The 22,245-nt window shown below is 60.6% G+C and carries 11 protein-coding genes; 10 read left to right on the forward strand and 1 reads right to left on the reverse strand.

Features of this window, described 5'->3' with window-relative positions; genetic code table 11:
• Positions 1-126 precede the first annotated feature (126 nt).
• Entirely contained in the window at positions 127-345 is a 219-nt protein-coding gene (locus ACHIRB_RS17575) for a hypothetical protein (protein ID WP_395126271.1), read from the reverse strand.
• A gap of 189 nt (positions 346-534) precedes the next feature.
• Between ACHIRB_RS17575 and ACHIRB_RS17580 the strand changes: the two genes are divergently transcribed.
• From ACHIRB_RS17580 to ACHIRB_RS17625, 10 genes are all read left to right on the forward strand, one after another.
• Entirely contained in the window at positions 535-2,412 is a 1,878-nt protein-coding gene (locus ACHIRB_RS17580; protein ID WP_395126272.1) for a DNA/RNA helicase domain-containing protein, read from the forward strand.
• Between the two features lie 119 nt (positions 2,413-2,531).
• Positions 2,532-3,380, forward strand: coding sequence for an HNH endonuclease (locus ACHIRB_RS17585; protein WP_395126273.1), 849 nt, complete (start codon positions 2,532-2,534; stop codon positions 3,378-3,380).
• Between the two features lie 247 nt (positions 3,381-3,627).
• On the forward strand, positions 3,628-4,158 hold the full coding sequence (locus tag ACHIRB_RS17590; protein ID WP_395126275.1) for a uracil-DNA glycosylase family protein: 531 nt from the start codon (positions 3,628-3,630) through the stop codon (positions 4,156-4,158).
• A 58-nt stretch (positions 4,159-4,216) separates the two neighbouring features.
• On the forward strand, positions 4,217-8,368 hold the full coding sequence (locus ACHIRB_RS17595; protein ID WP_395126276.1) for a protein kinase domain-containing protein: 4,152 nt from the start codon (positions 4,217-4,219) through the stop codon (positions 8,366-8,368).
• On the forward strand, positions 8,368-11,958 hold the full coding sequence (pglX, locus tag ACHIRB_RS17600; RefSeq protein WP_395126277.1) for a BREX-2 system adenine-specific DNA-methyltransferase PglX: 3,591 nt from the start codon (positions 8,368-8,370) through the stop codon (positions 11,956-11,958). Before ACHIRB_RS17595 ends, pglX begins: the two co-directional genes overlap by 1 nt.
• Complete coding sequence (locus ACHIRB_RS17605; protein ID WP_395126278.1) at positions 11,955-15,704, forward strand: DUF6079 family protein; 3,750 nt, start codon at positions 11,955-11,957, stop codon at positions 15,702-15,704. Before pglX ends, ACHIRB_RS17605 begins: the two co-directional genes overlap by 4 nt.
• A complete protein-coding gene (gene pglZ, locus ACHIRB_RS17610) occupies positions 15,701-18,514 on the forward strand; it encodes a BREX-2 system phosphatase PglZ (RefSeq protein ID WP_395126279.1) in 2,814 nt (937 codons plus the stop codon). Before ACHIRB_RS17605 ends, pglZ begins: the two co-directional genes overlap by 4 nt.
• The gene (brxD, locus tag ACHIRB_RS17615; RefSeq protein ID WP_395126280.1) at positions 18,511-19,806 is read left to right on the forward strand and encodes a BREX system ATP-binding protein BrxD; all 1,296 of its coding nucleotides are present in this window, start codon (positions 18,511-18,513) and stop codon (positions 19,804-19,806) included. The genes pglZ and brxD overlap by 4 nt, the downstream gene beginning before the upstream one ends.
• Positions 19,803-21,905: a DEAD/DEAH box helicase gene (locus tag ACHIRB_RS17620; protein ID WP_395126281.1), complete on the forward strand. Its 2,103-nt coding sequence runs from the start codon at positions 19,803-19,805 to the stop codon at positions 21,903-21,905. Before brxD ends, ACHIRB_RS17620 begins: the two co-directional genes overlap by 4 nt.
• A 46-nt stretch (positions 21,906-21,951) precedes the next feature.
• A complete protein-coding gene (locus tag ACHIRB_RS17625; protein ID WP_395126282.1) occupies positions 21,952-22,206 on the forward strand; it encodes a hypothetical protein in 255 nt (84 codons plus the stop codon).
• Positions 22,207-22,245 lie beyond the last annotated feature (39 nt).

Consider the following 22,245-nt stretch of genomic DNA (forward strand, 5'->3'; position numbering starts at 1 on the left):
GCACCTTTCTTCATGTACGACACCAACTCCGAAGGAATTACCGTGAAAGCGGCAGGCTAGTTGACACACAGTCGAAGTTGGCATACCGACGTTTTCTCCGTATCTGGACGCTCACTCGCGCCGGAGTCATCCCGTCTCGAGAGCACTGTCGGTCGTCATCGACGCAAAGCCGAGGAACCTGGCGGCGTCGTCAAGGTCGTTGTCACCGTCGATGATGGCAAGTACGACGTCCGATAGCGACTTCTCGATAGGACGCTCGAGTCTGGCATTAGTTCCTCTCCGGTCGGCGGGATCATCGTAGATGCGGCGTCCGACAACTATGCCCGTTTCAGCACCCGCCCCCACGAAAACACTCTTCACAGGTCAGGGCGGTGCCGTGGTCACCTGCGCGACTCCCAAGACTGTCCTCCGCACAGCGAATTTCAAAGTCAGATAGCCTGACACCCGCGGTCCGACGGACTTCCAATGTGCTGCTGCACGCCGAGGACATGTCCCCATCCGCACGTTAATTCGTGCTGCCTGGGGGACATTTCTGTGACATTGCTACGCACAACAGCCGATCGGGTCGCGGGCATTGCCCACCCCGATTCGCTGGCGGAGCAGTTGGTCGAGCAGATGATTTCCCAGGCCGGCCACCGGGTCGGTGAGGCCGAACGCCGGTCGTGGAGCGAAAGCCTACCGATTCTTGCCCGCACTCTGCAGGACGCAGACCTGGGTTCCGTCGACATGCTGATCGAGTACCAACTACCCCTGACGTCGCAGCGCGCTGACATTGTCCTTGCTGGAACTCACCCGAAGACTGGCGCGGCGTCCTACGTCGTAGTGGAGCTGAAGCAATGGTCTTCAGCTTTCCATTGGGAGGACAACGACGAACTCGTAGAGGTTCGCGGCATGGCAGGCGGACCGCGACTCCACCCAGTCGCTCAAGTCCGCGGCTACTGCGAATACCTCGCCGATTTTGCCGGCGCTCTTCGCGACCAGCCAGACTCCCTTGCCGGGATTGCGTTTCTGCACAACGCAACTGACCCAGACGCTACCGCAGATCTCCGTTCGTTTCCGGTTAGTACGACTGGAACACTGTTCACCGCCTCCGATCGAGTCGCCATGATCGACTTCCTTCGATCGCGCCTCACGCCAGGTATCAGGGGTAGCGCCGCTGCTGACACATTGATCCGGACCTCAGTGGCTCCGTCACGTCAATTGCTCGCTGTCGCAGCCGCGGAAGTGCAGAACCGAGGGCAGTTTCGGCTGCTCGGCAATCAGCAGCTCGCGGTTGATCTTGTGCTGCACGCGATCGAGCAGGCTCAAGCAAACGACACAAAGCGCGTCATCGTTATCACCGGTGGGCCGGGAAGCGGCAAGAGTGTCATCGCGTTATCGCTGCTAGGTGAACTTGCGCGCCGCGGCCGAACTGTCCTGCACGCCACCGGTTCACGTTCATTCACGACGACGCTCCGACGAGTAGCCGGAAGACGCGCACCGCGAGTGCAAAAGATGTTCAAGTACTTCAACCAGTTCATCGACGCAGAGCAGAACGGCATCGACGTACTGCTCTTGGACGAGGCGCACCGTATTCGCGCGACTTCTGCCAATCGCTACACCAAAGCCGAACACCGAACAGAACGACCGCAAGTGGACGAACTCATCTCCGCTGCAAGAGTTCCCGTGTTTCTACTCGACGAGCATCAAATCGTTCGGCCCGGCGAGATGGGCACCGTCAAGCAAATAAAGGCATATGCGCGCTCACTCGGCCTGGACACGCAGCATGTGCATCTCGGGGAGCAGTTTCGGTGCGGAGGCAGCTCGGAATACGTGCAGTGGGCGAAACAACTTCTCGGACTTATCGATGACAGACCAGTCAAATGGTCTGGGCATCCGGAGTTTTCGGTTCAGGTCGCAGATTCCCCGGAGGAAGTTGAACACCTACTGCGACAGCAGATGTCTCGAGGACACTCGGCGCGAATGACCGCTGGCTATTGCTGGCAGTGGAGCGATGCGCAAAAGGACGGTTCGCTGATCGCCGATGTCCGAATCGGCGACTGGGCACGGCCCTGGAATAGCAAGAGTGACAGGCGAATCGGCGCCGCACCGCCGTCCTCATTATGGGCTACCGAGGACGGCGGCTTCGATCAGGTCGGCTGCGTATATACGGCGCAAGGTTTCGAATACGACTGGAACGGCGTGATCCTGGGTCCGGATCTCGTATGGAGAGACGGGCGCTTCGTCACAGTTCGCGGTGCCAATCGAGATCCCGACCTACGAAGCAAGACAAGAGTTTCCGACGTGCAATTCGACCGGCTCGTGCGGAATGTATACAAAGTGCTGCTCACGCGCGGCATGGTCGGCACCGTCGTCTATTCAACCGATCCCGCAACACGTCTCGCGTTACGCGGGCTGATTTCCGACTCCTGAGTTCGACCACCATGTAGTTAGAAAAACGAGCACGGCCCGACGGGCTTCCGCGACAGGACATGCCCCCACCCGGTGCGATACCGGTTAGGCACAGTGCATTGTCGAGTTGGATTCTTGTTGTGTCCGATACGTATCCAGATCATTTGGACTTCGCGGTCGAGGATGGTCTGTGGGATACGCGACCGAACGTCGACATCCGAACAGGAGACGACGTCTACTTCTGGTTAGCGAAGACCGGCCTCGTCATGTGGACTCGGGCGACGTCGTCGATGCAACCTATCCTGGCGTCGTCCAAACGGGCGCGATGGCACGACGTGATCGACGGTAAGTACAACTACCGATTCGAACTCGACGTTGTCAGCCGGAAGCCAGACCGTGCCGCGTCATGGCAGGAGCTTCAAGGAGTCCCACGGCCCATTCCGGCCAGCAACGGGCGCGTTGAGATCAAGGACCCTAAACAGCAGGCCTTCCTGAAATCGCTCTTCGGCGAAGTAGTTGTCTCGAGCTCAGACCGCAGAGACGTTGCGTTCCCAATCGGTGCTCAGCACGAACCAGGCCTAGATCTGCGGAAGTTTGCGCAGCAAGTGATCGCGGTTCGTCGCGGCCAAGGCGCGTTCCGAGACGCCCTTGTCGACGCGTATGAAGGCCGCTGCGCGGTCACCGGATCGCAGGTGCTCGCAGTCCTCGAGGCCGCACACATCGACCGATACTTCGGTGACCATACAAATCACGTGTCCAACGGACTCTTGCTGCGCGCCGACATTCACACGTTGTTCGACTTGCAGAGGATTGCGGTCGACGCGCACGGCATGATCCACGTGCTACCCACGCTGCGCACTTCGGAGTACGGAGAGCTGGAGGGCCAGCAACTCCGTGCGCCCAAGGACCCTTCCGTCAGGCCCAATTCCGATGCGCTGCTGAGGCACTGGGAGTCGTGCACATGGACAACATCGGCCGCGCCGGGATAGCAGAGAAAGACACCAATTCGGCAGCTTGCTCTTCAAAGGGTGTCGATTAGGTGCGACTTCCACCTGATACCGGATCGCCCAACCGGCGCTGCAGTAACAAGGTCGATCCGTCCGCGATTGACCATCGACTCGAAAATGTTGAGGGACGATGATAGAACCGAATTCGCCAAGGTCGCTTGCCAGCCATAGAGTTCGGCAGGAGCGAGCGCGGGACGCGACGCTCCCCCACGTAGCGCCGATCAACGCGTTGATCAAGGAGATCGGTCTCGACGTGGGGTCTCCGAACCTTCCGCTCAACGACCCGCTGTTCGGTGGCATCAACGCCGAGCTTCTCTTTGTCATGAAGGCGCCAGAGGCAGATGCGGATCCGCGCTTAACGAATACGCGCTTTCTGAGCCTCGACAACGACGATGACGGGGCGGCGAACATCTTCGACGCCTGCAGGCGGAACGACATCGCGCGGTCACGATGCGTTGCGTGGAACATCTGCCCGTTCCCGATAGACGGCAAGAATCCGTCTCCATCTGAGCTTCGCCGTGCCGCACCATACACACCTCGTGTGCTCTCGCTCCTTCCGAACTTGAAAGTCGTTGTACTCCATGGCGGTCCGGCTCAAGATGGCTGGGACCATCGCCTCCTTGGTCGAAGAAACGGCGTCAAAGTCATAACCGGCGCCTCACCTTCACCACCCGGAATCAACCGACAGACCAATCGGTCGAGTTTCGAACGGGCGATTCGCGATGGTGCGACGCACCTGAGTCGTGCAACGGACATATAGCCCTGCGGTTCAGTTGCTAGTCTGCGATAGCGCCTAGTGAGTTTTGCGAAGGAGAACTGTGCCTGAGGGGGGAGATCGCTGGATCGAAGTCTCGAAGTCTGCCTTTGCGCACGAGGCTGCCGGACTCGAAATGCTTCGGAAGATACTTCCGAAGGCCGCTCCTTACCGTGCCTGGACCAACTTCGAGTTCATGGACAACCACGGCCAGTGGCACGAGATCGATGCTCTCGTCCTCGGGCGGCGACGGTTACATCTTGTCGAACTCAAAAGCTATTCGGGCGAGCTGCGAGGAACCGAGAGCAGCTGGGTTCGCAAGACCCCGGGCGGAAAAATCCGAACTCAAAGGTCGCCGCTGCTCGTTACTCGACGCAAAGCCCAGCGACTAGCTACCCGGATCGAAGAGGAAGCCCGCAAGGTTGCGATCGCGCACGGGCTCAACCCCGAGAAGGTTCGCCGCGCGCTGCCCTTCGTCCAAGAGTCAGTCTTTCTCCATGGTTCGCCGTTCACAACGGATCTGCCCGAGCTTGCCAAGTCGAGCCTTTTCGGTCCGGACGGGCAGGAAAAAACCACGGGACTCCCCGGCATTTCTACTCGCCTGCTCGAGCCCCCAACCGATAGCAGACGAATCGACGAGGACCTGAGTGTCATCATCGCGCTTGCCTTGCGCGAACTGGGAATAACGCGGCGCACCGAGCGAGACGCCGGCTCGTGGACCATCACCGGCACGCCGCTCGCCACCGGCGACGACTGGCAGGAATGGGCCGCCACCCACAAAGCCACGCAGGCCACGGGCAGGGCACGCGTTGTCTCTTTTCGGAAAGGAACCCCCGACAACACCCGCGCTGCTGCCTATCGCAAGATCGAGCGCGAATACTCACTACTCAGCTCCCTTCGCCACGAAAGCATCGTGGCGCCAAGGGATCTGGTACAGGACGACGATGGCAACACTGTCATCGTCTATGCGGACACCCCCGGATACGAGCCGCTCGATCTAGCCCTCGCCACTCGCACCCTTACCGCCGAACAGCAGCTTCTGATTCTCACGCAGATCGCGGATGCTGTGGGGTACGCGCACCGAAACCAGGTAGCCCATCGCGGCCTAGGCCCGAGCACCGTGCTGATCCACACTGACGACCTCGACGCGGGCACCGTGAAGATCCGGCTTGCAGACTGGTCATGGGCCGGACGTGTACACAGCGCCGATACTCGCTCGCCAACGATGCTTGGCACAGCGACATCGAGCAGCGCTCCCGCCGACGACGTCTATCAGGCTCCCGAAGATCGCTGGGCTCCCGACGCCGACCGGCTTGCGCTCGACGTCTTCTCACTCGGCGCTCTGGCGTACTTTCTCCTATCAGGCGGTCAGGCGCCAGCCAGAGACCGCCCTGCACTGCTTGAGCGGCTACGCCAGGAACAGGGCCTCGACCTCGCGGCATCGGGCGGACGATTCGTCGACGAGACTCTCCGCAAGCTAGTGCTGCAGGCGACCCAGCCTTCGGTCACCAAACGAGTCGAGACCGACAAGAAGACCGGGCGACCCGGATTCGGCGCACAACAGTTCGCAACTGCGTTGGGCGACTACCGTCACCGTCAGCAATTTGCTCCTACGGAGCAGGAAGCCGATCCCCTCAACCCAACGCCTGGCGCTTTGCTTAATGATCGGTTCGAGGTCGTACGCGTTCTCGGCTCAGGTTCTACTGCGCGCGGCGTCCTTGTTATCGACCGTGACCATGACGATCGTTTGCGAGTTCTAAAGGTCGGCCTCGACGACAGCGCTGTCAGCCGTCTGAGAGACGAAGCCGAAGTGCTTACTCGCCTTGCCCAACAGCAGCCCCCCGTGCCCGGCGTCGTGGAATTGATCGAGGGACCACTCGAGCTGGCGGCAAACCGCACCGCGCTGTTGTTGAGCAACGGCGGCGAACAGACGCTGGCAGATGTCGTCCGCTACACCCCACTCGGCGAGGGCCAGTTGCGGTCTTGGGGACTCGAGCTTCTTGATTCCGTCGTAGCTCTGGATTCCGCGGGCATCACGCATCGCGATATCAAACCTTCGAATCTTGGACTATCTAAGCCAGAGGGCAAGTCGCGGGCCGCTAAGGCACGGCTTGCCCTGTTCGACTTTTCCCTGTCCCGCGCACCCGTTGATCAGTTGGATGCGGGGACGCCACCATACCGAGATCCATTCCTGGGTACCGGATTACGTATGTCGTTCGACTCTGCAGCAGAGCGATACTCAGCGGCAGTGGTTCTGTTCGAAATGGCTACAGCATCGACGCCCGCGTACGGGGACGGCGTCAGCGATCCAGGCGTGCTGCATGACGAAGTCACAGTGACACCCGAGGACTTCACTGCGGGAGGTCTCAGCCGCACCCGCGCGGAGGCGCTGGTCCAGTTCTTTCGAATCGCGCTGGCGCGAAGCGCGAAGAGCCGCTTCGACACCGCGGCAGCGATGCGTGAAGCTTGGGCTGGCGTATTCAAGGCACACGAGGCCGACTCGACACCCCGCCCGGAAGAGCCGCAGCCTGCAAAGAGGCGGGAGATCGCGGCGCCTGCACGCACACTCGACGTCCCTACTGTCAACGTCCCAACAATCACCTCGTTGAGCCTTCTCGCAGCGGAGTTCGCGCGGGCAGCGGGCACCAAATCGACCACAATCCGCCGGCAAGTGGTGGAACTGGTGCTCGGCGCACATGGGCAGTCTCCCGAAGATCCTTTCGTCACGTATCAAATACTGTCCCCGCTCGCGAACGTGACGTCCGGGCGAATTGCGCAGATCTTCGGTGAGTTCTCCGACCTCTGGGATAAGAACCCTCAATTAATCGCGACGGTCCGCGAACTCTACAAACGGCTGCAGAACTTGCTGGAAGCGTCCGGAGGGGCGAGCACGCCAGACCTGTTGGCCCGAGAACTCATTGGCTCGATGTATTCCGACGATTCGAGCAATCCCCAGCGAACGGCACTGGGAGTCCTGCGCCTGCTGATGGCTTCGCAGCCTGCGCCAAGCGATGATGGCGACGCCGATTCAAGCACCGACAGCACGCTGCATATGGTTCGGCGCCACGGATCAGGAACTGTCGCAATGATTTCGACGGCCGCAATCTCCCGTAGGCTTCCAGCAGTCCTCTCGTTGGACGCAGAGAGGATAGTGGCCGAATCGTCTTCTCAGGGTTCTCTCTTGGTATCGCCCGCTGAGGCCGAGCTTCCGCTCCGTGCCGCGACCGCGACGGTTCTCGACATCGCCCCGAGCGAGGTCGAGATTCCGGGCCACGTTCTGCTACGCATCGCGGCGGTCGGTTCCAAGGAGGTCGCACTCTCCGCCCGCGATGAATTGCATGCACGCGAGTTACCGATCGTGGAGTCCCTCCGATTTCTGCTTCGCGGATTGTCGAGATCCGACTCGTTCAGTCGAGCGGAGCTGGAATCGCGTCTCACAGCCAGGTTCCCGGCCCTGGGTAAGGCACTTCCTCGGCGCCCGGACTTAGATGATGTGGTGTTTGGGCTACTGCCTGACATGCACTGGGATGGCTCGGCCAGCAGATACGCATTCACAGAGTCCGTCGATCCAGCCTCGCACGTGCCGACTCGCCATACTCGTACGGCGACGAACCAACATCGCGAGCCGGGCACTACCGACATTGAGTTCGTACTCACATCGAGCGTTCGGGAACACAACTTCCGCGCCCTCGGCATTCCTCTTGGTGCCTCAGACGCCATTGCTAGTGCGCTCGTCGCGCAGTTTGGTGCACAGCACATCGATGTCACGGATCTTCTGCTCAACGAGCTTCGTCGGCGGGCGACGGAGGCCGGAATCGATTGGAGCGAGATCCTAGCGGCAGACGCTGGAGCCGCAGCCGATCGTGGAAATCTGAAAGGCTTTGTTTCGCAGGCTGTTCCGACTCTAATTGAGACCGTCTCCAGCGAGGGTAGTCCCGTTGTGCTGACCGACTTAACGACCTTGGCGGCGTACGGCCAACTTGGAGTTATTCATACATGGGCCGACTTGGCCTCGCCACCGAAGCACGCCGTGTGGGTGCTGGTGCCGCAGCGGGAGGAGTCGGGGGGGCTTCCTGGTGCGCGCGTCGACGGCATCTCGCTTCCGCTGAATAGCCCGGAGCAGTTCGTCCAGGTTAGAGCTGACGAGGTAGCAGTACTCCTCGCGAGCCCAGCCGCCAGCCAGGATTCAAGCAGTCGATTGAAGGAGCACATCTGATGGCATTGGCCACCCTTGCTGGGGCCCAGTTGACGGCTGCGTTGAAGCCGCAGGTGGCTCTGCTGGTCGATGACATACGGGCTCGGCTCGAATCGAACACCGAAGAGCTTGAGCGCTGGCGTGCCACGCATCGACAAGCTGTTGCACAGAAGCGAACGGCCGGATCGTGGACAGATTGGTCGGAAGACCAGCTTACCCAAGCTGCTGTCGGATGGCTTCTTACCTCGGTGTTCGTACGCTTCTGCGAAGACAATCTCCTGCTAGGTGACACTGCAGTCTGGATCGCAGGCCCGGATCGAGGACTTCGCCAGCGCGCGGAGGACGCCGAGAATGCCTTCTATCGTGCGCATCAGGACCTTTCGTACCGCGAATGGCTCGAAGAGTCGTTCAACGCCCTACGCGATTGTCCCGCCACTCAAGCGCTGGTCGACGATCATGCCGGACTGAATATTGCAGCGCCTTCATCTGACGCGGTGCAACAACTTCTGGCATTCTGGCGGCAGACAGGAGACGACGGCGAACTGATCTGGTCTTTCGCGGACGACGCTCTCTCCACACGATTCCTCGGCGACCTGTATCAGGACTTATCCGAATACGCGAAAAAGAAGTACGCACTGCTGCAGACTCCTGAATTCGTCGAGGAGTTCATCCTCGACCGCACCCTCGAACCTGCGCTCAGAGACCGACCACTCGAAGGCTTCAAAATCATCGACCCCACCTGCGGCAGTGGGCATTTCCTACTTGGCGCATTCGCCAGACTAGTCGAGCAATGGCATAAGGAGGCACCTGGTCTCGAGTTGCGCACCCGTGTCAACAAAGCACTCGCCTCTGTTTACGGCGTGGACCTCAATCCATTTGCTGTCGCCATCGCCAAGTTCCGGCTTATCGTCACGGCTCTTCAGGCCTGTGACGAGAAGTCGTTGATAAAGGCGCCGAGGTTCACCCTGAATCTTGCCGCAGGAGATTCTCTGCTGCACGGGCCGGAGCAGGGCGGTAAAGACGCATTCGATTACGGCGATAGTTCTTTTGACAAGGATGCCGTTGCAGCGGGTTTCACCTACAGCACCGAGGATGCAGCAGTCCTGAGCAAATTTTTGGCGCCAGGCCAGTACGACGCCGTTATTGGGAACCCGCCATACATTCAGGTAAAAGATAAAGCGCTGAATATCCGATACCGAGAGATCTACCACTATTGCAAGGCTCAGTATGCGCTTACAGTGCCGTTCATGGAGCGGTTCTTTCAGCTGGCGAAATGTGGTGAGCGCGCAGGCTGGGTTGGCCAGATAACTTCAAATTCATTCATGAAGCGCGAATTTGGAGCGCCTCTGATAGAGCAGTTCTTGACGAAGAAAGACCTCCAGCTTGTTGCGGACACTTCAGGCGCGTACATTCCTGGACACGGAACGCCCACATTAATTCTCGTGGGTCGAAATCGATCGGCCGCTAGAAACACAGTTCGCGCGGTACTTGGCGTACAAGGTGAGCCGGGAACACCGATAGACGCAGCGAGTGGACAAGTATGGACCGAGATTGCCAGCCACATTGACCAGCCTGGCTACGAGAGCCCCTGGATCTCTGTGGCCGATATCCCACGGGAATATTTTCGGTCGCACCCTTGGAGCCTGACGGGAGGCGGTGCCGTAGAGCTTCTGAGCGCATTAGACGGTCCATCCCAACTAACCCTTGGAGACTTGACAACCGACCTTGGCTTTATGGCTGTTACTAGAGAAGACGATGCCTATGATCTGGGACTCCCCACGATGCGGCGACTAAGAATCAAAGCCGAGCTACAGCGGCCATTCATCGCGGGGTGGATGGTTCGCGACTGGAACGCGGACCGGAGCCGGTTTGCGCTGTGCACATACAGCCAAAAGGGTGACGCGTCAATTGACCCAGCCTCGGAACAGCTCCTCTGGACTGTCCGCGTCCTCCTAAGAAATCGGATAGCTCTTTCGGGGAATCAAGAGGAGCAAGGTCTACAATGGTGGGAGTTCTCACAACTAAACAAACGTAGATTTGTAGCGCCAATGATCATAAGTTTTGCGTTTGTCAGTACTCATAATCATTTTCTACTCGAACGTACAGGTTCATTATTTATTCGTTCCGCCCCGGTGATCAAATTGCCGAAGGATGCGACCGAGGACGACCACCTCCGCCTGCTCGGCACCCTAAACAGCTCGACCGCCTGCTTTTGGCTCAAGCAGAATAGCCACAATAAAGGGAACGGCGGCATTGGCGGGGGCATCGGAGATGAGTCGTGGGAACCTCGTTACGAATTCACCGGTACCACTCTCCAAGACTTTCCTCTCCCCAAGATCGCGCCCCTCGAACGTGGACGCCGCATCGACACCCTCGCCCAACAGCTCGCCACTCGGGAACCCGCGGCGGCGCTTGACGCCTACAGGGCTACCCGCCCCACAATCGATACTGCACGCGCCGATCACGAGCGGATCCACGCAATGATGATCGCCGAGCAGGAAGAACTCGACTGGGAGGTCTACTGCAATTACGGCCTCATCGACGACGAACTCACGCTCCAGGCGCAGCAGGCGCCCGGCATTGCTTTGGGCGAGCGCGCCTTTGAAATCGTACTCGCCCGCAAGATGGCGGCTGGCGAGACTGAAACCGCGTGGTTCACCCGGCACGACTCGACACCCATCACCGAAATCCCTTCGCACTGGCTAGCTGAGTATCGCGAACTCGTTGAAAAGCGTCTCGCCGCAATCGAGTCCAACCCATTCATCCGGCTTCTCGAGCGCCCCGAATACAAGCGCCGATGGGCAGGTGACAGTTGGGACACCAAACTCCAACGTGCACTGAAAGACTGGCTGCTCGACAGACTCGAAGATCCCTCGCTGTGGTTCACTCAGCAAGGCACGCCGCAACCTCGATCGGTGGGAGAGCTTGCTGGTTACGTCGAGAAGAACGCAGAGTTCATCGAGGCACTCGACCTCTGGGCGGACCAGAAAGATGCTCCCGTCACTGCATCCCTCGTGTCGTTGCTCGCCGACGAGGCTGTCCCGTACCTCGCTGCTATGCGTTACAAAGACCCCGGTTTACGCAAACGTGCTGAGTGGGAACGTGTCTGGGACATGCAGCGCGACGAAGACGCGGGCCTGATCCAGGCCACCGATATCCCAGTCCCACCGAAATACACCGGCACCGACTTCGTCAAGCAGTCGTACTGGTCGCACCGCGGAAAATTAGACGTGCCGAAAGAGCGGTTCATCGCCTACCCTGGCGCTGGGCGCGACACCGACCCCACCCCGCTACTCGGCTGGGCGGGGTGGAATCACGCTCAACAAGGACTCGCACTCGCGACCATCTATGCACTCCGCGAAACCGAAGGCACATCGCTCACCGGCCTCGTACCTATTGTTGCCGGCATCGCAGAGGTACTCCCCTGGGTTAGGCAGTGGCATTCGGGCGTCGACCAGAATCTCGGAGTCGACCTAGCTGAGTATCTCACCGGCCACCTTGCAGAAAAGTCCGCAGCAGTCGGAGTCCCGATTGACGACCTTCACAACTGGCGACCGACCAAATCTGTTCGCGGCCGCAAGACTACTAGCCGAAAGGCAGCCCAGCAGTGACCTTTTCCGGCACAGCCACCTCATCCGCACGCACGCTGCGGCAGACATTCGCGATCTCCGAGTCACACGGCACCAACGACTATGTGCTCCGCCTTTCGGATTCGGTCGAGGCGGAACGGCTTTCGGCCACGATCGACTCCTACGTCGTCACCCCGGCCTTGGTCGAGGCGTTTCAGACAGCGCTCGCGGTCGTCGACGAGGCACTGCGAACCGGTGAAAACAAGGCGGCCTATCTGGAAGGCTCGTTCGGTTCGGGTAAGTCGCATTTCATGGCGGTACTGCACGCCATCCTTGGGCACGCGCCCAAGGCACTGTCGATTCCAGAGCTGCAGCCGGTTATCGCCCGTCACCCCAAGCTGACCGAGTCGAAGCTTCTCAGGCTCACGTTCCATTTTCTTGACGCCGACAGCGTTGAATCGGCACTGTTCGATCAGTATCTGCGGCAGATCGCGAAGCTCCACCCTGACACCTTGCCGCCGGTATTGCATTCAGCCGGCGGACTTTTCGCCGATGCGGAAAACCGGCGCCGCGGAGAAGGCGATGAGAAGTTTTTTGCAGCCCTGAGCGGCGCAGCGAGTCAGCAGACCTCCACAGTCAACTGGGGCGCGCTCGGCCAAGGCACCGGCACGTGGAATGCCGAGAGTTACGCCACGGCCAGTTCTCCCGATGCAGATCCGGCCAACCGCGCACGCCTGCAGCAGGCCCTTATCGCGACGTACTTCACGAGCTACACCCGCAACACCGACTGGCTGCCATTGGAGGACGGACTAGCGGTCATCGCCGACCACGCCAAATCCCTCGGCTACGACGGCGTTGTATTGATGCTCGACGAACTTGTGCTCTGGCTGACCTTCATGATCACGTCACGCGAGAGATTCAACGCCGAGGTGCAGAAGATCACCAAGCTCGTCGAGACCAGTCGCGGACGCCTCGCCGTGCCGATCGCCTCGTTCATTGCGCGCCAGCACGACCTGAGCCGATGGCTCACCACCGGCCCTGAATCCGGCGCAACCCAACAAGCGCTCGAGCAGGCATTCGCGCACCAAGCCGGGCGCTTCGGCAGCGTGCGCCTTGGCGACGAAAACCTGCCATATATCGCGCACAAAAGGCTTCTTCAGCCTGACGGCCCTGAAGCGACCGCCGCTCTCGACACAGCCTTCACACGCCTCGACCGGAGCCCCAAAGTGTGGGACGTACTTCTCGACGGAGTGAATACCGACGATCAGCACCGAGGCTCCGATTCGGATGCGTTCAAACTGACCTACCCGTTCTCCCCTGCCCTCATTGACACGCTGCGATCACTATCCGGGCAGATGCAGCGCGAACGCACAGCGCTCAAAGTGATGCAGCAGATGCTCGCAGACAACGCGGACCGCCTCACCATCGACAACGTCATTCCTGTTGGCGAGGCCTTCGATTACATCATCGACAGTGCAAACGCGACTCCCATCAATGATGCTGCGGCACAGACTTTCAAGACCGCTCGCACGCTGTGGACTGACAAGTTGCGGCCACTTCTGTTCAAGAATGCCGGCGTGCCCGAAACGACAGCAGATAAGGACGTACCGCCAGGGCTGCGTGCCGATATCCGGATCGCCAAGACCTTGCTTATGTCCGCGGTAGCGCCAAATGTGCCAGCGCTCAAGCAGATCGACGCCTCGCGCTTGGCGTCCTTGAACCACGGCAGCGTGATCAGCCTCATTCCAGGTGACCAAGTCGGTCAGATCACGAACAAAGTGAAGCAATGGGCAGCCGAGATTCCTGAGCTGTCAGTCACAAACGATCCCAACCCGATCATCTCCGTCACCCTTGAATCTGTTGACTACGAACGCATCATCGCCCGCGCACAAGGTGAGGACACTGACGGACGTCGTCGCGAGCTGATGCGGGATCTGCTTGCTGAGCACCTCGGCGTGGTCGGCGCTGCGCACACAGTCGACAACGCACTGCTCAGGTCCATTGTTTGGCGTGGAACGCAGCGGCAAGTCGAAGTGGTGTTCGGCAATGTCCGCGACCATGGATATCTTCCGGACGAGGCGTTCCGGCCGTCAACCGACGGCGCACTCAGGCTGGTCGTCGATCTACCCTTCGACGACGCCGGCCATTCTACTGCCGAGGACCACGACCGCGTCGAACAGTTGCTTCGCACTGGCCAGGACCGATTCACGGTCGTCTGGCTCCCCACCTTCTTCCCCGAGAAAGTTACGCGGCAGCTCGGACGGCTTGTCACTCTGAATTACGTTCTGGCAGGTGACCGTTGGGCTGGATATGCCAATGAGCTCTCCGAAGCCGACCGTGCGGCCGCGCGCTCGATTCTGCAGCAGCAGCAATCACAGGTGCGGGGCCAGCTCAACAACGCGGTGCAAGTGGCCTATGGCGTCGCGGCCGGCGCACACTTCGTTGACGGACAGCCACCACTACGGTCGCTACACGCCAGCTTTGCAGTGCAGCCGCCAATCGGAAACACCCTCGGCGAGGCCGTAAATCGGCTTCTCGTCGATGCATTCGATGCATTCTACCCAGACCATCCTGACTTCACACCCCCAGACAAGCTCATAAGCCGCAATGACCTGAACCTCGTTCTCCGGCGCCTCAGGGAGGCGCAGTCCCAAGTTGACGGCAGAATCCCACTCGAGCGAAGTGAGCGCGACGTCGCACGCCGCGTCGTCGAGCCGTTGGCACTCGCCAAGGCAACCGAGACCCACTTGTTGTTCGGGCCAGAACATTTCGCAACCTGGCGCAACCGGATCACCCAGGAGCTCTCGAAAGCCGCCGTAGACGAAGACGCTGAGGTTGCGATCGAGGTGCTGCGCACTGCGATCGCGAATAGCGGTCCGCGCCGCGGCCTGACCGACGACATGATCGACCTGGCTGCCGGCGCCTGGGCTGCCCAAACCAAGAGATCGTGGTTCTTGCACTCCTCCCCCATTGACGAACCCCTCATCGGTGACTTCCGGCGAGGCACTTCCCTTCGCCTCGAACCGCTGCCGGAGCGCCAGTCGTGGCTCGACGCGTGCCGTCGGTGGAACGCCCTCACTGGTCAGAACGTCAACGACTACCTCACGGCAACAAACGTTGCCGTGTTCGCACGCGCAGTCCAGGAATACGCGGCTGTGGGTCGAGCCGACCGCTCACGGCTCGTCGACACCCTCGTCCAGGCTTACGAATACCTGCAGCTACCCGCCACGGGCGGGCGATTGGTCATTGCCCGGGATCTGTTTTCACTCCTCGACAACCGAGTCACTCACCTCGACAACATTGCTCTGGTGCAAGCGCTAGCCGACGCCGAGCTTCATGGCACCGGCCACGAAGCGAGCAAGTCTCTAACAACAGCCGGTGCCGTCGCTGACGCCGTCACTGAGTTCTCCCTCGACCGGTTGAATGTTCTGCGCACAGCCGCCGAGGTGGAGGACGATCGCGGACGTCAAGCCGCCGTTATCGTCGACGCAGTCAAGGAAGCTTTTGTCGGACATGAACTTGCGCGCCCGCTAGCTGATGCATTGCGTTCTGCTACCCGCGCACGCGACAAGTGGCTGGAGGAAGGCGTTGCACCCGCGCCGCGTCCAGGTCCGTCGGTTGCAGTGCCGCAAGTCATCAGTCCCTCGCCCGACCCAACGGGTCAATCTGGGACATTCACGGTCAGGGGGAAGGAAGGGTTTTCCGCAGTCGAGCAGCGCATGCAGGAGCTCCTCGATGCACATCCAAGTGCCACATACACCGTGACCATCACGTGGGTGAGGCCGTGACGGTCGCCGCATACCTACCTGAAGCCGACCTCGCCGGCGTTCGCAGTCTCCTCGCTCAGTTGCGCAGCAAGGGGTACAAACGCGGCGTTGTGGCGGTCGCAGCAACGCCTGTCTGGTCCGGTGCCGACGAATTCGAGCTCCAGGGACAGACGATTCGCGTCCGCACTGCACCCAGTGTTCTCGCTGTGAGAGATGCGCTCACGGAGCGTGCTCGAGCCGACTGGGTTGTTATCCTGACCGACCGGGGTGCCTCTGAGCTACCCGCTGGAATTCTCGAACATCTTGCCACCCAACGCCTCTCGAACCTGGATCCATGGCCGACGCTCCGCGAGCTGTTCAAAGCATCGCAGCAGGAGTTCAACCTGCTGTCGCTGAACAACGACAGCGCACGAGCCGTTGTTCGCGAACTCGATGGCACGTCACCGACTCCCGCGCCCGGCGGGGTGCTGACCAATGACCACCTGTTCAGAAATATCGCGCGATCCCAATTTGGTTTGACACCAGCAGAATTCACGCCGCATAACGTCGCACTTTGGTCGATGGGAAGCAGCGAGGCGGCTCGTTTCGAAACTTGGCGCTCGAGCACAGATCCCAAACTGTACGAAGAGTTCCTACACTGGCTCAGCAGCCGGTTGGGCCTCCTTGGACTACCTTTCGCAACCGTACTGAGAACAACCGGCCCTGCCCAGCTTGTGCCGCTCGGCTTGGTGGCAGCGCTGCTCGACAATGGCAAGGCAATATCTGCGGCATTCCCCGCTCCGCTCGACACCTCCATCAAGGTCCGTACGCTGCTCGAAGTACAGCTCGACGGAGTTGCCCGCCTCACCGACCAACAGCTCGCAGCCTGGGGAAACACCTCGGCCCTGACTGTCGCCGGAATCGACGTACCGGCCGAGATTCTCAGACGCGCAGAGGATCTCGTCAAGAAGTTGCAGGCCGACACACTTATTGCACGCTCAGACGTGCTGCCGTCTGCGTTGACTCCTCGAATTACTCACTTCGCCACTGCGCTTGCCGCAGCATCAAGTTCAGGCGATCTAACGGCGGTTGAGAATGCATGGGCAAACGTAGTCTCGCACCGCTCTGCACACGTGGATACGGCCGATGCGCCGCGCGATGTCCGTGTCGGCGCCGCAGCCATACGTCTGCTCCGATGGCTTGGACGTCCTCCTTCGGAACCCAGCACTCTGGCGACGTGGCTGGCCTATCACCGATCGGAGCTCTCGTGGGTTGACGGTGCAGTGAACACAGCGTTCACTGGTGCGGACAACACGACGCTTGCAGCAGCCGCCCATCTCATTGTTGTGTCAGTTCGCGAACGGCGTGCACGCGCCGACCGTCACTTCGCACGCCTGCTCGCTTCGGCCGGTACTCATCGAAGCAGTTCCCGCGAAGCGCCTCTCCTGATCGAAGAGCTACTCGATCGCGTCGTACGTCCGCTCACCGCCCCGCGGCCAGGCGCGACCGGGGTAGCGACCACCCAAGTCAAACCTTCGCCGGTTCTGCTCGTCGTAGCAGACGGCATGAGCGCAAATGTTGCCAACGAGGTTGTCGCCGACGCGTTGCGGCGGTATCGGCCGCAATGGCAGGAGTGCATGCTCGAAGGGTCAGACCAACTTCAGGCCGCACTTGCAGTTCTGCCCACGGTCACCAAATTTTCGCGGTGCTCCCTCTTCACCGGTGCTCTTGCCACTGGAACTCAGGATCGGGAGGAGAGGGGATTTGGTTCGTGGCTGCAGAGCAAAGGACTTCGCGGTACTGGGCAGGTGCTCTTCCACAAGGCCGAGATGGATGCCGTCTCGCGCGGGCACGCTCTCGCAGCGGAAGTGCGGATTGCCGTTGAAGACACCGACAAACGGCCCGTAGTGGCGTGCGTCCTCAACGATATAGACGATGCCTTGGACCGCTCTGATCCGATCGGTTCCACCTGGTCCACGGCGAGCTTCAAACACCTCGACGCGTTGCTCGCCGGGGCGGCGGCCGTCGGACGCACCGTCGTGCTGACCAGTGACCACGGCCACGTCGTCGAGAGACGCGAACAACCCAGCGTTCAACGCGGCCTGAGGGAGTCGTCGCGGTATCGATCCGCTTCCGGTGTTGATCCTGCCTCCCTTCCGGCCGACGAAGTACTCGTCGAAGGCGATCGCGTTCGCACGGACGACCACCGGGCTGTACTCGCAGTAGACGAGCAAGTGCGGTACACGGGTCTCAAAGCTGGCTACCACGGCGGTGCGACCCTCGCGGAGGTAGTGATTCCAGTCGCAATCTTGGTCAACGGCGCTGTCCCCACACATTTAGGACTCGAGTCGCGCCCCAACCCCTTGCCCACCTGGTGGGAAGCCGAGCGCGCTACACCGAAGGTGACCCCCGATGTCGCCGCACCTAAACCAACCACGGCTCCTGCCAAGCGGAAGACCACACCGAAGCCCAACGAACAGTCCGACGCGCTCTTCGACATGGGCCAGGACTCGACCCCCGAAATGGCGGTGGTCCCTTCGGCCGGAGGCCGTGACCGAGTCGCAGAGCTATTGGCCAGCCCACTGTTCGCCCAGCAGTACAACACTTTCCGGCCTCGCATCGGCAAGCCGCAGATCGGTCAGCTGGTCCAATCCTTGATCGACGGAAATGGACGGATCCCGCTCGCGCAGGCCGCGGAGATACTGGGGGTCAAGGCATTCCGAGCACGGCAGTCCATCGCGGCCCTGAGTCAGGTCATCAACGCGGATGGTGTCGTCGCGCTGAGTGAGAACGGTATAGAGGTCGAGCTCGAGGCTGCCTTGATGTTCGAGCAGTACGAGGTGAAGCCGTGAGCGCACTTTCGCCCGTTCGGCGGCGCGAGATCCTGCAAGCACTGCGGCAGGGCACCGTCCCATCGGGAAGCTTGGATGTATTGGCCGTCGGGATCGACAAGTATTCGAATACGGTCAGCGAGGATCTTGACGCCGTTGCTGCCGGTGGCGCAGCGTTCAAAGCTGTTCGCGGCGAGTATGGTTCCGGCAAGACCTTCTTCGCGCGCTGGATTCAGCAACAGGCGTTACGAAAGGGGTTTGCTGTCGCAGAGGTCCAGATAAGCGAACTCGAAACACCGCTGCACAAGCTCGAGACGGTCTACCGACGGACGACCGAGTCACTCCGCACTTCCGCCTTCGCCCCGTCTGCGTTCCGTAGTGTGCTCGACGCCTGGCTCTATGGCATCGAAGAAGATGCCGCAGCGGCCGCAGGCACCCCCGACGCGACCGTCGAGCAAGTCGAGGCTTTGCTCGAAACCCGGCTTGCCGCAGTCGCAACTGCCACCCCGGTGTATCCGATGGTCCTGCGCGCCTACCGCTCTGCGCTCGAACGAGAGGATGCGTCCACGGCCGACGCCCTCGTCGCATGGCTGGGCGGGCAACCGCACGTTGGTGCTGCCGCCAAACGCGCCGCCGGCGTTCGACAGGATGTCGACCATTTTCTCGCGATGGGCTTCTTGCAGGGCTTACTCGCGGTGCTCAAGGGAGCCCGCCATCCTGGACTGCTTCTTGTCATCGACGAAGTCGAAACGCTGCAGCGGATGCGTTCCGATGCGCGCGCGAAGGCACTGAATGCTTTGCGGCAGTGGATTGATGAACTCGACTCCGGCCGCTATCCAGGCCTCTACCTACTGATCACCGGTACTCCGGCATTCTTCGACGGTCGCGTCGGCGTCCAATCGCTCCCGCCGCTGGCACAGCGATTGCACACCGACTTCTCCACCGACGTCAGGTTCGACAACCCGCGCGCGCCGCAGATTCGCCTCGTGGGCTTCGATTTTGATCGGCTGGTCGAGGTTGGCATCAGGGTTCGTGACGTTTTCGCAGACGGATCGTCAGCAGGCGACCGAGTCCGCACTGTCGTCGACGACGCTTACATCGCGGTACTCGCCACAGCTGTCGCGGGAAAGCTCGGCGGCAAGGTCGGTATATCGCCACGACTCTTTCTCAAGAAGCTTGTCCTCGACGTACTGGACCGCGTCGAACAATTCCCGGACTTCGATCCGCGCCAACACTATTCGCTCACGCTCAGCTCCGAGGAGATGACCGACACCGAGCGGCAAGCAGTGACCGCCGACGAGGTCGAGCTGTGACGTCCAGCGGCTTCGACCAGCTGAACCCTGTTCTGCAACATCATGTCGTAAATTCACTGGGCTGGAATGGCCTGCGTCCATTGCAAGATGAGGCCGTTGCGCCGATAACGGCGGGCTCCGATGCGATCCTGCTCGCGCCTACCGCCGGCGGCAAAACCGAAGCAGCCATTTTTCCGTTACTGACTCGGATGGAGTCAGAGCGCTGGACCGGAATTTCAGTGCTCTACATCTGCCCGCTCAAGGCGCTCCTGAACAACCTGCAGCCGCGGATCGCTGGCTACTCGGATTGGGTTGGGCGACAAACGGAAACGTGGCACGGCGACATCAGTTCGTCCGTTCGTACCCAAATCAAACGCGAACGCCCTGACATCCTGCTTACAACTCCAGAGTCGCTGGAGTCGATGCTCGTGTCAGAGAGCGTCGCTGCAGCCGACCTGCTCGATGGTCTTCAAGCCGTAGTCGTCGACGAAGTGCACGCGTTTGCGGGTGACGACCGCGGATGGCATTTGTTGGCGGTACTTGCGCGCATCGAAACCCTGCTAGGACGGCCGCTGCAGCGCATCGGGATGTCCGCAACAGTTGGTAACCCCGCTGAGCTGCTCGGTTGGCTGCAAGGCGGCCACAAGCGTCAGGGCCAGGTTCTCGCGCCGTCGGTGGATGTTGCGACGAAGCGTCCCGACATCACCGTAGACGCGGTCGGCAGTTCCGAGAATGCTGCGAAAGTGATTGCCGCACTGCATGCCGGTGAGAAGCGGCTCGTGTTTGTCGACTCGAGACGGCTCGCCGAGGAGTTGGGAAAGCAAGTACGCGATCGAGGAATCACGACTTTCGTCTCGCACTCTTCGCTGTCAGTTGCGGAACGACGAGAATCAGAACAGGCCTTCGCCGAAGCGCGGGATTGCGTCATCGTTGCGACCTCAACGCTGGAGCTGGGCATCGACGTAGGTGACCTCGATCGGGTTATCCAGATCAATTCGCCGCGCACGGTGTCCTCGTTTCTGCAAAGACTCGGGCGCACTGGTCGTCGCGCCGGCAGCACCCGCAACTGTCTCTTCTTGTGTCTCACAGATCAATCGACACTCGAAGCGCTAGGAATGCTGCAGTGCTGGTCGCAGGGCTGGGTCGAGCCCGTGGTAGCGACGCCTGAACCAAGGCACATTGCGGCACAACAGATATTGGCGGCTGCGCTCCAGACACGACGACTGCCGCTCGCTGATTGGCGTACCGCCTGGGGCTCGCTCCCCCTGTTCGACTCAACAAGTCAGCAGATCCTCGATCACATGCTTTCGAACGGCTTCCTCGAGCAAGACGCCGGAAGTGCGTTCATTGGAATCGAAGCGGAGAAGGTCTTTGGTCGCCGTCATTTCATGGAACTTTTGGCAGTCTTCACGGCGGCACCCGAATTCACCGTGCTCGCGGGACGCCAAGAGATCGGGTTTGTAGAGACCGCAGTACTGACTGATGAGGTAGAGGGTCCGCGGGTTCTGCTGCTCGGAGGACGTTCGTGGAAAGTTACTCACATCGATTGGAAACGGCGCCACGTTTACGTTGAAGCCACTGACATTCAGGGCCGCGCGAAGTGGAGCTCGGTCCCGGACGGAGCTTCCATCGAAATTGCTCGCGGAATCCGTGACGTGCTACTCGGCGCGGACCCAGCAGGTGTGACCCTAACCGGCCGTGCACGTGCAACTTTGGAGTCGTTACGCGACGTCCGCCGTTCTCATGTTTCCGATGGCGCGCTTGTCATCGAGCGCGATGAGCGAGACGACTGGCGATGGTGGACGTGGGCCGGCGCGCGGGCGAACAGGACGCTGGCAGCGTGGGCGTCAAACCTTGTAGTCCCCCGCCAGCGAATCGGTGCAGAGTCGGTGCGCCTACATCGCGATCTGTCGGTTGCCGATATTCGAGATGGTCTAGCTGAGGTGAGGTCCGGCTCCACAGGGCGCCCGCTCCCAGCCGTCGATACTGCCGCCGTCCGGGGGCTCAAGTTCTCAGCAGCTTTGCCGGAGTCGCTTGCGCGCCGGACTCTGGCGACGCGGATCGTGAATGTTGCTGGAGCCGAGATCGTCTTGGGCGAGCAATCGGTAGTGCACGGCTGATTTCGCGCCGCCATATTACTGCGATAGATCAGACAGGAGTTGTCGAATGGAAGCAAGCAATCGATCGGTAAAGGACTGGTTCAATCGCATCCGCATGGGGCAGATCAAGCTGCCGCGGTTTCAGCGACACGAGGCATGGGGGCATAACGAAGTAGAGGGTCTGCTCGGAACGGTCGTGGGAGGCCTCCCTGCCGGCGCACTATTGATTCTTGAAGTGGGTGACGCCGAGCTGTTCGTGAGCCGGTATTTGAAAACCGCGCCGCAACCAGGATCACGCGTTAACCTGCCGCTTTCACGGTAATTCCTTCGGAGTTGGTGTCGTACATGAAGAAAGGTGCTC

Source organism: Antrihabitans spumae (assembly GCF_043944905.1).
In the GTDB taxonomy this organism is placed as follows: Bacteria; Actinomycetota; Actinomycetes; order Mycobacteriales; family Mycobacteriaceae; genus Antrihabitans; species Antrihabitans spumae.

What these genes read in the sequence shown, in the direction of transcription:
- pglX (WP_395126277.1), top strand. Translation starts at nt 8,368, where the DNA reads ATGGCATTGGCCACCCTTGCTGGGGCCCAGTTGACGGCTGCGTTGAAG.
- ACHIRB_RS17625 (WP_395126282.1), top strand. Translation starts at nt 21,952, where the DNA reads ATGGAAGCAAGCAATCGATCGGTAAAGGACTGGTTCAATCGCATCCGC.